Origin of the sequence: Haladaptatus sp. CMAA 1909, from assembly GCF_043952005.1 — an archaeon.
GTDB lineage: Archaea > Halobacteriota > Halobacteria > Halobacteriales > Haladaptataceae > Haladaptatus.
Genome location: NZ_JBIOAV010000001.1, coordinates 1,757,741 through 1,769,352, shown reverse-complemented (window position 1 = coordinate 1,769,352; position 11,612 = coordinate 1,757,741). Strand labels below are relative to the sequence as shown.

17 protein-coding genes are annotated in these 11,612 nt (G+C 62.6%); 9 read left to right on the top strand and 8 right to left on the bottom strand.

All coding sequences use genetic code 11. The features are described from left to right. Nucleotides 1-248: 248 nt before the first annotated feature. Together ACGYLY_RS09770 and ACGYLY_RS09765 are read right to left on the bottom strand one after the other, a co-directional pair. Nucleotides 249-1,325: an endonuclease/exonuclease/phosphatase family protein gene (locus ACGYLY_RS09770; RefSeq protein ID WP_395291139.1), complete on the bottom strand. Its 1,077-nt coding sequence runs from the start codon at nucleotides 1,323-1,325 to the stop codon at nucleotides 249-251. Nucleotides 1,326-1,332: 7 nt separating this feature from the next. Continuing rightward, entirely contained in the window at nucleotides 1,333-1,521 is a 189-nt protein-coding gene (locus ACGYLY_RS09765; protein ID WP_395281835.1) for a hypothetical protein, read from the bottom strand. 120 nt (nucleotides 1,522-1,641) lie between these two features. Between ACGYLY_RS09765 and ACGYLY_RS09760 the strand changes: the two genes are divergently transcribed. After that, nucleotides 1,642-2,439 carry a hypothetical protein gene (locus ACGYLY_RS09760; RefSeq protein WP_395281837.1) on the top strand — a complete coding sequence of 266 codons (798 nt, stop codon included), beginning with the start codon at nucleotides 1,642-1,644 and terminating at the stop codon, nucleotides 2,437-2,439. A gap of 3 nt (nucleotides 2,440-2,442) precedes the next feature. Here the strand turns inward: ACGYLY_RS09760 and ACGYLY_RS09755 are convergent, their stop codons facing one another. Together ACGYLY_RS09755 and ACGYLY_RS09750 are read right to left on the bottom strand one after the other, a co-directional pair. Beyond that, complete coding sequence (locus tag ACGYLY_RS09755; protein WP_395281838.1) at nucleotides 2,443-3,678, bottom strand: ABC transporter substrate-binding protein; 1,236 nt, start codon at nucleotides 3,676-3,678, stop codon at nucleotides 2,443-2,445. A 104-nt stretch (nucleotides 3,679-3,782) separates the two neighbouring features. Next, on the bottom strand, nucleotides 3,783-4,265 hold the full coding sequence (locus ACGYLY_RS09750) for a GNAT family N-acetyltransferase (protein ID WP_395281839.1): 483 nt from the start codon (nucleotides 4,263-4,265) through the stop codon (nucleotides 3,783-3,785). Between the two features lie 133 nt (nucleotides 4,266-4,398). Here ACGYLY_RS09750 and ACGYLY_RS09745 point away from each other — a divergent pair, with 133 nt between their 5' ends. Both ACGYLY_RS09745 and ACGYLY_RS09740 read left to right on the top strand, forming a co-directional pair. After that, entirely contained in the window at nucleotides 4,399-4,887 is a 489-nt protein-coding gene (locus ACGYLY_RS09745; RefSeq protein WP_395281841.1) for an Lrp/AsnC family transcriptional regulator, read from the top strand. Continuing rightward, nucleotides 4,884-6,023: a pyridoxal phosphate-dependent aminotransferase gene (locus ACGYLY_RS09740; RefSeq protein WP_395281843.1), complete on the top strand. Its 1,140-nt coding sequence runs from the start codon at nucleotides 4,884-4,886 to the stop codon at nucleotides 6,021-6,023. The genes ACGYLY_RS09745 and ACGYLY_RS09740 overlap by 4 nt, the downstream gene beginning before the upstream one ends. A gap of 22 nt (nucleotides 6,024-6,045) precedes the next feature. Here the strand turns inward: ACGYLY_RS09740 and ACGYLY_RS09735 are convergent, their stop codons facing one another. Then, nucleotides 6,046-6,381, bottom strand: a complete 336-nt coding sequence (locus tag ACGYLY_RS09735; protein WP_395281844.1) for a cupin domain-containing protein — start codon at nucleotides 6,379-6,381, stop codon at nucleotides 6,046-6,048. A 119-nt stretch (nucleotides 6,382-6,500) separates the two neighbouring features. On the opposite strand from ACGYLY_RS09735, the gene ACGYLY_RS09730 reads away from it, so the two are divergent. The 4 genes from ACGYLY_RS09730 (at nucleotide 6,501) to ACGYLY_RS09715 (ending at nucleotide 8,265) form a co-directional block, all read left to right on the top strand. Next, the gene (locus tag ACGYLY_RS09730) at nucleotides 6,501-6,851 is read left to right on the top strand and encodes a DsrE family protein (protein ID WP_395281846.1); all 351 of its coding nucleotides are present in this window, start codon (nucleotides 6,501-6,503) and stop codon (nucleotides 6,849-6,851) included. A 63-nt stretch (nucleotides 6,852-6,914) separates the two neighbouring features. Continuing rightward, nucleotides 6,915-7,313 (top strand): VOC family protein, encoded by a 399-nt coding sequence (locus ACGYLY_RS09725; protein WP_231184275.1) that lies wholly within the window; start codon nucleotides 6,915-6,917, stop codon nucleotides 7,311-7,313. Between the two features lie 84 nt (nucleotides 7,314-7,397). Next, nucleotides 7,398-7,874, top strand: coding sequence for a cyclic nucleotide-binding/CBS domain-containing protein (locus tag ACGYLY_RS09720; protein ID WP_395281847.1), 477 nt, complete (start codon nucleotides 7,398-7,400; stop codon nucleotides 7,872-7,874). Then, nucleotides 7,864-8,265, top strand: a complete 402-nt coding sequence (locus ACGYLY_RS09715; RefSeq protein WP_395281848.1) for a hypothetical protein — start codon at nucleotides 7,864-7,866, stop codon at nucleotides 8,263-8,265. The genes ACGYLY_RS09720 and ACGYLY_RS09715 overlap by 11 nt, the downstream gene beginning before the upstream one ends. An 18-nt stretch (nucleotides 8,266-8,283) precedes the next feature. Here ACGYLY_RS09715 and ACGYLY_RS09710 read toward each other — a convergent pair whose 3' ends face one another. From ACGYLY_RS09710 to ACGYLY_RS09700, 3 genes are all read right to left on the bottom strand, one after another. Beyond that, a complete protein-coding gene (locus ACGYLY_RS09710; protein ID WP_395281849.1) occupies nucleotides 8,284-8,709 on the bottom strand; it encodes a VOC family protein in 426 nt (141 codons plus the stop codon). A 79-nt stretch (nucleotides 8,710-8,788) separates the two neighbouring features. Continuing rightward, nucleotides 8,789-10,075 (bottom strand): TIGR00341 family protein, encoded by a 1,287-nt coding sequence (locus tag ACGYLY_RS09705; protein WP_395281850.1) that lies wholly within the window; start codon nucleotides 10,073-10,075, stop codon nucleotides 8,789-8,791. A gap of 25 nt (nucleotides 10,076-10,100) precedes the next feature. Next, complete coding sequence (locus ACGYLY_RS09700) at nucleotides 10,101-10,559, bottom strand: RDD family protein (protein ID WP_395281851.1); 459 nt, start codon at nucleotides 10,557-10,559, stop codon at nucleotides 10,101-10,103. A gap of 141 nt (nucleotides 10,560-10,700) precedes the next feature. Between ACGYLY_RS09700 and ACGYLY_RS09695 the strand changes: the two genes are divergently transcribed. Beyond that, entirely contained in the window at nucleotides 10,701-11,072 is a 372-nt protein-coding gene (locus ACGYLY_RS09695) for a hypothetical protein (protein WP_395281852.1), read from the top strand. A gap of 46 nt (nucleotides 11,073-11,118) precedes the next feature. Beyond that, nucleotides 11,119-11,595 (top strand): YbhB/YbcL family Raf kinase inhibitor-like protein, encoded by a 477-nt coding sequence (locus ACGYLY_RS09690; protein ID WP_395281853.1) that lies wholly within the window; start codon nucleotides 11,119-11,121, stop codon nucleotides 11,593-11,595. Nucleotides 11,596-11,612 lie beyond the last annotated feature (17 nt).

Below are 11,612 nucleotides of genomic sequence, written 5' to 3'. Positions count from 1 at the left end.
TATAAGGATACGGTCGATGCGGTGTTTTCTGCTCTGATTTTCCCTCTTATACTATATTTCCGCGATATATCGACAATCGATGATCTATCCGAGGGAAAGTCGGGGGTCGCCCCGTGTTCCGGTGGGAATCTCCTGGATTCTCCACTCATAAATCTCATAACGATATACGAAATGGCTCTGGTGGGATTTGAGCGGTGAGATTCCTGACAGTGTCGTGAAACCGATCGCACCGTCTTCATCGAATGCGATCAGTCCGCGACGACCGTCCACACCGGAAAATGGTCGGACGCTCGCTCGGCCATCTCTCGATGTGGTTCGTCGGCCGCGGGCCATCCGACTCCCGTCGCCGAGACGTCGAACTCGTTCGACGGAAGGACGTAATCTACCCGCGCGGGTCCACGCGAGAGGATACCGGTCGCGTGTGGAGCGTCGAGTTCACGTCCACCCGGACTCGACGGCGTCGTGGGTCTGATTCGTGGATTTTCGAGGAGGTGGCGCGTGACCGCATCGTCGGTCACCGTCTCACCCGGGTAGGTGTTCAGGTCTCCGAGTACGACGAACCGCTCACCGTCCGGCAGACCGCCCATGCGACCATCGTCGTCGTACGGATACTCGGCACCGGCGATGTAGTCCCCGAGAAAGCGAATCTCGTCGTGACACCGCGGGATGTTGAGTGTGTCCATGCCGTCGGCGAGCGGCGGCGACGGATGTGCGATTACGACGTGAACCGTACCGTCGGGAAGCGCTATCGGCACGTCCGCCACCGTCTTCGCCGGGAGTCGGAACCGTTTCCGGTCGTCGTCAGTGAGATACAGGTCACGGTCCGAGTCGGTCGGGATTCGGTCGTTGGGAAGGTCGGCCCAGAGAAACTCCCGAAAGGTCCTGATCTCGTCCCGTTCGATGGGATACCGACTGTACAGGGCCATCGAATACCGCCCCGGATAGGGAGCATAACTGAAACAATCCCTAGCGTACGCGTCCGTTCCCGGTTCGACGCCGATTCCGTCCTTGCCGACGTCCATCCCGCTCGGGATGCCGGTGTTGCATCGCGGTGCCACCCACTCCTCGAAATCGACACCTTCGACGTCCGCGACTTGGGGTTCGCGGAGATAGTCCTCCAGAAACGCCGTCGCGTTGTGTCTGCCTTCCCACCCTTGGACGGTGTTGTCATCCATCTCGTTCACGAGAAGCGCGTCCGGCATCGGCGACCGTTGAATCATCTCGGCGGCCGCCTCGAGTTGCGGGGTGCCGGTTCGTTGAACCTTCTCCGTGGTCAGCCGCTCGACGTTGTACTGAGCGAAGACGTACTCCCCCACGTGAATCACCGTTCGCTCAATCTATGTGTCCTTCCTCACGGCTCGGCGGTGACCACCCGTGTTCCTTGACGATGTCGGGTGCACACTCCTCACAGAACGTGAACTCGCGGTCCTGTTCCGTCCCGCCCGGACCATATCGGAACAGCGAGTGGGGTTTGACAGTGAGAAAATCACCACATTCGTCGCAGATGTATCCCTCTGGCATGGTGTGACATACCACGGGCCATCATAATGCCTTTTTGGCGGAGTTGGCCGCTGATTTACAGCTGACATTCGATGTCACGGTCACGACACCGTGAAGTCACCAGCTATCGAACGCCCGCTCATGTCCTCCCCCGTCTCGCTCTATTTCGCCGACTTCGCCGACGAACGCTGTCGTTTCGATAGCTACTGGTCCCGTCTCCGGGAACTCGACGTTCCGGTTCCGAGGACGACGTTCGTCCCGCTCGAAACGGACGAGGAGGGAGTCCACTGGGACACGGACACGATTCTCGATTTTATGAAGGAAAACGAGTTCGACCGGGCGTTCGTTCGGACGCAGGTCAAGGCCGCCACGGTTCGGCTCCGCGACGGATCGTTCATCTACTGCCCCGAAGCGGACGTGATAGACCGGGTGGTCGAGTCGCTACTCACGCAGAACGGCGAACAGGGCTGGCCGCACGGCGGCGGACTCGTCGTACGCGAGTGGCTCGACTTCGACTTCTGCGTCCATCCGACCCACACCTGCCATCCGTCGGTTCGATTCTTCGTCGACGACGGGGAGGTTTTGGGCCACACGCCGCCGACCGCGGAGCGAGCGAGGAACGTCTGTGACGATGCCTACGACTACCTCGCCCCCGTGATTCGGAGCGTGGACCTCTCCACCCCGCGTCAGTACGCCGAGCGAATCGCGGCCGAATTTTCGGAGGCGACGTGGGGCGTCGATCTCATCATGGACACGACGGGGACGTGGTACTGCCCGGAACTCAACTTCAACGGCGTCTACTGGAATCGAGAGGAAGAACGGTGGTGGAACATGTGCGGTCAAGGGGACTTCGAGCCGTGGAGTCCGGTCGAGATTCACTCGGCCGCGCTGTGCGGGACGAAACCGGAAACCGCGGATAACGAACCGGGGTGGTGGTGACGGCTATTCGCCGGTGATGATGGAGGCGAGCTTCTTTCGGTCGAACAGCCGTTCGTCCTTCGGAATCTCCGGGTACGGCTTGCCCTTCTCGTAGCCCGGCCACGCGCCGAACTGATCGGGATACAGCTGTTTCGCCGTCATCTCCAACTGGAAGAGGTTCATAATCGGTCCCTGATACCGCATTCCAGCCGCGTAGAAGCGGTCGTTCTCGATGGCCGAGAGCTTCCCTCCGGCGGGGTGATTCCGTATCTTCTTCTCCATCTCGTCCACGTAGTAGCCCGGCGAGATTCCCCACAGGTGGAGGATGACGTCCGGGTCGACTTCGAGCATCGTCTCGTAATCGACGGTCCCCCAAAGGCTTCCCCAGTCCTCGTCCGCGAAGGCGTCCTTGGCACCCAACGGGCGCGTGTCCGCCAACCAGTAGCCGGGTTTGTTGAGGTGATACGTGTAGAACTTGCCGTCGCTGAAGGTGACGCGGACGGCGGTCGGACGCTCCGACTTCGGGGGGAGCTTTTCCTCGATGGTCGAAAGCACGTTCGCGTGGATTTTCTTGAGCGCGTCGTAGCGTTCGCGCTCTCGGAACACCGACGCCACCTTGCCGAACATGTCCCAGAGACCGTAGTACTGGTATCCGTTGCGGTACTCCTTCGGCGGTTGGCCGTTCGTTCCGCTGTAGAAGTTGCCGAACCACGGTGCGAGGGAGTCCCCGATTTTGTCGATGTCCGACTTCGACCATCCTTTCTGCGTGGAGAGATACGCCGGGTCGAGGAAGTGAACGTCGCTGTCGAGTTGGTAGAGCAGTTCCTTGCTGATACCGTTCCCGAAGGGGTCGGGCAGACCTTTCCACTCGAAGGAGACGCCGTCCAGTCGGTCGTAGTAGGTGTTCATCGTCTTGCCCGACATTTCTGGTACGTAGATGGAATTCACGGCGTCGCCGTGGCCGAGCGCGACCGCCATGTCCGCGTACTGCGGGAAGAGCACGAACGCGCTTTCCGGGACGCTCTCGAACTCGACGTCGCCCATCGGTGCCATCGACACCGAGTACGGACCGCCGTCCTTCGTCGTCGTTTCCCCGGCCCCCGCCGACGTTCCTTCGTCGGTCGTACTTTCGTCCGACGTTTTTTCGGATTCCGCGTTCGAACCATTGCCGCTACAACCGGCGAGCAGACTGCCGGCGACGAGCGCACCGCCGCCCCTGAGATAGTCGCGTCGGGACGGAGTGGGTGGTGTTCCGGTCATACGACTTTAGGTATGCCTAAACAGCGGTTAGTAACTTTTGATTCGCGGAAAACGTGGCGTCGAGATCGTGGAAGACCGGCACTGGTGTCGCGGTGAGGGTTGCCTCAGGTGTCGAGTGATTTCTCCATCACCGACACCGGAAGCGATATCTCGCGCCCATCGCGTTCCTTTTCGACCGTTTCCTCCCGCACCCGGCGGTAGCCCGCCCGGTCGTAAAACCCGACGGCGTTGAGTGATGCCCACAGTTCGAGTCGGGTCGATTCCCAACCGCGAGCGTATCCCTCCAGATGGGCGAGGATGGCGGTCCCGATACCGGTCCGCGCGGCGTCCGGATGCACGTACACCGCACCGATCTCGCCGCTTTCCGTGACGAGATGCCCGTATCCGACCACGCCGTCGTCCACTGCCACGACGAGGTAGTGACCGGGGGCGTCGATGGGGTATCCCGCCGTTCCGTCGTCCTTCTCCGCCCACGCGGCGACCTGTTCTTCGTCGTACGCGTCCGGTCCGAACGCACGGATGGACGCGACGTGGAGGTCCAAAATATCGGACGCGTCGTCCGGTGACGCTTCCCTGATCTCGGTCATGTCGTGCGGATCGTCACTCCGCAGGGGGAAATCCCGCCCGGTCGAACAGGTCGAACTGTAACTCCCCCGAATTTCACCATTTGGCTGTCATGATCGACCAAACTACTTGTGCTCCCGTCCAGAAAGGGGTGCTATGGAGTCGAAACGGGAACTATTGGAACTGCTCCTGTCGAACGCCCGCGAGAGCACCGCCGACCTCGCACGACAGACCGACCTATCGGAGTCGGAAGTGGAATCGCTGGTCGCCGAACTCGAATCGGAGGGCGTCGTCCGCGGCTATCAGGCGGTCGTGGACTGGCACAACATCGACGACCAACACGTGCAAGCAGAGGTCGAACTCAACGTCGAACTCGACCGGGAAACCGGCTACGAGGAGATAGCACGCAGAATCGCGAAATTCCCGGCGGTCGTCTCGCTGCGGTTGATAAGCGGCGATTACGACTTCGCCGTCGACGTCGAAGGCGAGTCGATGCACGACGTGTCCAACTTCGTCTCCGAGCAGATAGCGCCCATCCCGGAGGTGACACAGACGGTGACGCACTTCGTGATGGAGACGTACAAGGAACGCGGCATCGAGTTCGAGGACCGCGACGACGACGACCGTCTCTCGGTTTCGCCATGAAACCCGCCGATCGCGTTCAACAGGTCCCTCCCTCGGGGATTCGTCGCTTCTTCGAACTCGCGGAGGAGCGCGACGACGTCATCTCGCTCGGCGTGGGCGAACCGGACTTCTCCGCGCCGTGGGCCGCCAGAACGGCCGCAATCGACGCACTGGAGCGGGGACGAACGTCCTACACCGCGAACCGCGGCCGCCGCGACCTGCGGACGGCCATCGCGGACCACGTGGAGCGCTACGACCTCGATTACGACCCGGACGACGAGATTTTGGTGACGGCGGGCGCGAGCGAAGCCATCGACGTGGCGATGCGGGCGCTCGTGAACCCCGGCGACACCGTGGCGGTTCACCAGCCGTCGTACATCTCCTACGTCCCCGGCGTCGTCTTTGCAGGCGGCGAACCGCTGGCGGTTCCGACACGGGCGGAGGAGGGCTTCGCGCTCACCTACGACGCGCTGGAAGCCGCGGGTGCGGCGGACGCCGACGCGCTGATGCTGTGCTATCCCAACAACCCGACCGGCGCGACGATGAGCGGGGACCAGCTCGCGGAGGTCGCGGAGTTCGTTCGGGAACACGACCTGTTCGTCCTCTCCGACGAGATTTACGCCGCACTGACTTACGGCGGCGACCACACGTCGATTTCGACGTTCCCCGGCATGCGCGAGCGAACCATCGTGTTCAACGGCTTCTCGAAGGCGTACGCGATGACGGGACTTCGATTGGGCTACGCGCTCGGTCCGTCCGACGCCATCGCCGCGATGAACCGAATTCATCAGTATTCGATGCTGTCGGCCCCCGTCACCGCCCAGTACGCCGCGTTGGAAGCGCTCCGGAGTTGCGAGGGAAGCGTCGTCGAGATGCACGACGAGTATAACCGCCGTCGCCGGTTCGTCCTCTCGCGGTTCGACGAGATGGGTCTCGGCTGCTTCGAGGCCAGCGGCGCGTTCTACGCCTTCCCCGCGTGCGGCGGCGACGACGAGGTGTTCGCGGAGGAACTCCTCGAAGAACAGGGCGTCGCCGTCGTGCCCGGAAGCGCCTTCGGCGAGGGCGGCGCGGGCCACTTCAGGGCTTCCTACGCGACCGGAATGGGCGAACTGCGCGAAGCGATGAACCGAATCGAAACGTTCGTTCGCGGGCGGTAACGCGCGGACGACGGAACACCTCTTATCGTTCGCCGGGTTCGCTTTCGGGTTCCGGCGGGGCGGTGACACAGACCACCTGCGAGGCTTCGTCGCCGAGAACCTTCCACCCGTGCGGCACGTCGGCCGGCGTGACGACGGTGTCCCCCGGTCCGGTTTCGCGCGCTTCGCCGTCAACGCTCCACTCCATCCGCCCCGACCGGATGAAGATGATGTGTTCTTCCCCGTGGGTGTGTTCCTCCCGCTCCGTTCCGGGGTCGTGGTGGACGACGTGAACGTCACACCCCTCGAACCCCATTCGCTCGCCCGGACTCTCCGGCGTGACGAACGGACTGTACTCCGGCGTCGATGAATCGCTCATACGTGTTTCCCCCGTTGGTACGTGGCCACCGACTATGTTAACCGTTACCAATGTTCCGGTGCGAAAACGTCTGACGAATTCGTACTCTGGTTATCGACTCCCGCGACGTCCGCGGTGGCATGAACACCGTCGTTCACGTTTCGAGTCCCGACCCGAACGAACAGCGTGAAGCCATCGCGAACACCCTGAACCTCGTCGCCGACGAGAGCGTCTCCGAATCCGGAGATCACGTGGTCGTTCTCGCCAACGGTGCCGGCGTCCGCATGTTCGTCGAGGCGACCACCGCGCTGGAGGAGTTCGTGAACGAACTGCGGAATTACGACGTCGAACTCCGCGCGTGTCGGAACGCGCTCCGCGGGATGGGCGCGACTGACGACGACTTGCTGCGGGGCGTCGAGGGCGTTCCCTCCGGCTCCGGCGAACTCGCCAGACTACAGGCCAAGGGGTACGGATACATCAAAGCCCCGTAATCGACCACTTTCACCACGGACGGCACAGCGTTATCTCTCTATCGTACCTCTTTCTGCACGCTCATGATAACCGAAATCGGCCGCACGACGCTGTTGGTGGACGACTACGACGATGCCATCGAGTTTTACACCGACACGCTCGGCTTCGAGGTGCTCTACGACGACGAACTGGAGGACGGCTATCGGGCGGTTCACATCGGTCGGTCGGAACGATCCTCGGTCGGTATCTGGCTGATGGAACCCGTCGGCGAGGACGAACGCGCGCTGGTCGGCCAGCAGACCGGCGACCAACCGGCGTTCGTCTTCTACACCGACGACTGCCGGGGAACCTACGAGACGCTCTCCGACCGAGGCGTCACGTTCCTCGGAGAACCGACGTCGGACGAAGGTAGCGTTCACGTCCACTTCGAGGACCTGTACGGCACCAAAATCGTCCTCGCGGAGGTCGCCGATTCCGCCTGACGGGCGTCTCGACTCGGCCCGTCCCTTCATCCACCGGAATCGGCAACAACGCTTTTCGCCGGGAGTCCCGGACGTGTGTACGCCATGGGGGTGAGAGACATCATGCGAAGCGAAATCGTTAGCGTCGGTCCCGACGCCGACATCGAGGACATCGGAAACACGATGTTCAGCCGTGGTGTCGGAAGCGTGGTCGTCGCGGAGGACGGCGAACTTCGAGGAATCGTCACCGACCGCGACCTCGCCGTCGAACCGCTGACGGAAAACAGGGACCGGAACGTGTTCGAAGGGGAAATCGCGCCGACGGACGTTCCCGCCCGGAGCGTGATGACGACGGACCCGTTGACGGTTTCCCCGGACGATGAACTTCCCGCGGTACTCGAACGGATGCGGGATGCCATCGCTCGACGAATTCCCGTCGTCGAGGACGGGGACGTCGTCGGCATCGTCGCGTTGGACGACGTGATAGTCCACATCGCCGGCGAGTCCGCGCGGGTCAGCGCGGAACTCCGAAGCATCACGGACGTCATCGAACGGGAAGGGCCGACCGACCATGAGGGATGAGACGCCCGAACGCGGCGTCGAAATCCTGCGCCGGGGACGGGAACCGAGCGAGGGGAGCGACCACGAGGTGGTGGAGATATCGGTGCCGGTCGTCAATCCGCGGTCCACGACGCGGGACTCGTTCGTCAACGGCGACGAGATCGTCGGGAGGGTTCCGATCACCGACGCGAACGTTCCCGACGCAGACGAACCGCCGAACGCGACGGTAATCACGATACTCGAAGAGCGCGTCGTCACCTACTATCCGACGGAGGACTGCCTCTTCACGCTGACGTGGTTCGCGGGGACGGACGACTGGGAATACGACGAACACGACCGTCCGGCCGACGGGTTCGACCCCGAAACGTCGACCATCGACGCCGAGGAAGCCGTCATCTGGGAACGCGAGTAGGCGGAAGCACCCGAGCGGTCACTCCGGCGCGACGAGTTCGACCTTGATTCGCTCCGGGTCCTCGAAGTAGACGGCGTAGTGGTCGTCGCCGCCTGCGAACGGGTGGTCGTCCTCGTACAGAATCGGGACGTTCCGGGAACGCAATTTTTGCGTCAACTCCTCCACGTGGTCGCGCGATTCGGCGTGAAACGCGAGGTGGTTCAATCCCGGCCGACGGCGGTGGTACGGTTCGTTCGTGAATTTCTCGTCCGCCTGCACGAGAACGATGTACGTTTCCCCCCGTTTCCACGACCGCCCGCCGTCCCAATCCTGATACACGTCGTAACCGAGTTCTGTGAGTAACCAGCCCCAGAACGATTTCGAGGCGTCGAAATCGCTCGCGTACAGTTCGACGTGGTGAAGGAGTCCGGTCGGGGAGGAATCCGGCGAGGAAGCGTCGGTCATCACGGCCGACGTCGTGTCCGCGCCACCAAATCACTGCCGACCGGCGAACGAATCCCAGACCGGAGCGCCGGACCGCGCTTTACGTCGATTCTTGCGATTGCACGAACACCACTTCGACGGTCGTTTGCTGTCCCGTCCGTCGGGTGATATCGCGGTCGATCCTCTGGGCGATGTCGTCCGGCGGCCGGCCCGGTGGGTCGGTGACGATTCGAACGTGGGCGGGTTCCCCCTGATAGAAATCCAACGGTCGGTACGTCACCGAGGAGTCCACGAGTTGGTAGTCCGCGTACGGTGCGTCCTCCCCGTCGAACAGCGAGTGGATTTCGCCGTTCGCCTGCTCCTGATAGACCGTCGTGCGGTTCGTTCCGTAGGTGACGAGTCCCAGTCCGAGCGAGAGAACCGCGATGGCGACGAGAATGACCCCGATTCGCACGAGCGTTCTGGAGCGCGCTTCCCCGACGGAGCGCACCCGTTCGGGGCGATAGCCGGACACCCACAGCAGCGCCAGTGCGGTCAGGTTGATCGAGAGAAGGTTCACGAGGACGTTCACGGTGCCGCCCAACGCGACGCCGAAATCGAGCCACGCGATTCCGAGGCCGACGGTGGCGGCCGGTGGAACCAGCGCGACGGCGATCATCACGCCGACGATGACCGATCCGGCACCGCGCATGAGGCTGATGACGCCCGCCGCGCCCGCACCGAGGGCCAACAGCAACGACAGGAAGTTCGGCGTGAATCGCTCCGTTATCGCCGGAATCGTTCGGATATCGAGTCCGGGTGGGATGAGGACGGTCCCCTGAACGAGGAAGCCGAAGAGGGCCGCGCTCGCGATGGCGACCAGCAGGCCGATAATCTGGTACCAGACGCCCCGCGACACCAAATCGGGTTCGTCCACGACCGTTCCGACGCTCGCGGCCATCGCCGGACCCATCAGGGGTGCGATGACCATCGCGCCGATGATGACGGCCGACGAGTCGAGCAAGAGCCCGGTCGCCGCGATGATGGTGCTGATGACCGTCATGGAGAAGAACGTCGAGCGGTCGGGAGCCATCTCGGCCGCCCTGTCGCGGAGTTCCTCGCGGGCGATGTTCACTCCGGCATACCGCCGCTTGAGTTCGCCGATTCGTCTCGAAACGACCGTTTCCGGCTGTAAAACGATCGTGAAGGCGTCCTCCTCGATGCCCACATCGCGGAGTTTTTCGAGGATGGGTTCGACGGCGCTCGGCGGTACCGGAAACGTGACCAGCGCGGAGAACTCCGTCCGACCCGTTTCGTCGAACACGGCGTAGTCTACCCCCTCCTCGTCCAGTACATCGAGGACGTCCGTCCGTCTGCCGCGAGGGACGAGAATCTGCACGAGACGCATATAACCTGTTACGACGGGAGAATATTTAGCTGATTGTGTGGTTTCGTGTTCCCGATTTCACCTTCACGACGACCGTTTTCGCCATCGCGTCGCCGATTCGTTGTCGGCGGTCCGTCATGACCATCGTGACGAAGCCGAGTGCGTAACCCACCGCGAAGTCGAGCGGTCGGAGGAGGTTCCGTATCGCGAGCGCCCGCGTCGACGGCAGCGACCCGTCCTCGGAAACGACGGTGATGCCGACCAACCTCTTCCCCGGCGTCCGTCCCACGAGCGATTCGAGGCAGAAGTGAAACAGCGCCGGGACGGCGGCACGCACGAAAAGCCACGTAAACGGCAGGAAAAGAAGCGAATACGCCGCCATCCCCACGAAAACGAGCGGGAGTTTCAGCAGGGAGATCGCTACCGAACGCGCTCGTCTTCGTCCAACCGTAGTTCTGCGGCCATCGTCGTCTCCGTGTGGACTGACGCACCGTTCTCCTTTCATTATCGAGCCGTTAAATCGATCGTTCCGCTCCATTGCATCGGTTTTTGTGTCCGAATGGCGGACAGTAAACCAACGTCGTGAACGGTCGGGTCGTACACCGGTGGCCGTCATCGCTAATTCGTTCGCGGTTGCCCCGCCCGTATGGCAACGGAAACTCGCACGTGGTTCGACAACACGGATGGACTGACGTCGCTCGATTACGTCGGTATCGTTCTCGCCGCGATTACCGGCCTCATCCACCTCTACGAAGGGGTGGAAGATCTCGGCGAGGGAATCTTCGGAATCCTATTCATTTTGGCGGGGTTGGGCTTCTTCGGGGCCATCATCCTCCTCTGGGTGGGATTCGATCGACGGGTTCTGTATCCGGTCGGTATCGCGTACACCGGCATCCAGTTCGCCGCGTACTTCGGCCTGCGCTGGCCGAACGTGTACGAACCGCTCGGCCTCGTGGACAAACTCGTTCAACTCCTGCTCATCGTCGTTCTCTTCCTGTTGTGGCAGACGGTGGAGTGACCCTCGGCCGCCATCCCTATTGAAACGCGAACCGGACGTGGGACGTATGACCGACCTCTCGATTCGAACGTCGGCGTTCACGCACGGCAAGGAGATTCCCGAGAAGTTCACCAAGGACGGCGCGGACGTCTCACCGGAACTGACCGTCGGTGGCGCACCCGACGACGCGGCGTCGCTCGCCCTCATCGTCGACGACCCGGACGCGCCGAACACGACGTTCACCCACTGGACGATGTGGAACCTGCCGCCGGACACCGTCGAAATCCCGGAGGACGTGCCGACGACGGAGACGGTCACGACCCTCGGCGACGCGTCGCAGGGACGGAACGACTTCGGCGACGTGGGCTACGGCGGTCCACGTCCGCCCGAGGGCCACGGCCCTCACGGGTATCGGTTTCGACTGATCGCCGTCGATGATACGCTGGACCTGTCTCCGGGTGCGCCGCGACGGGAGTTGGACGACGCGCTCGCGGGGCACGTGATGGTGGAGGATCGTTTCACCGGGACTTTCGAGCGGTCGTAGCGGCTTCGTTCGTCCCA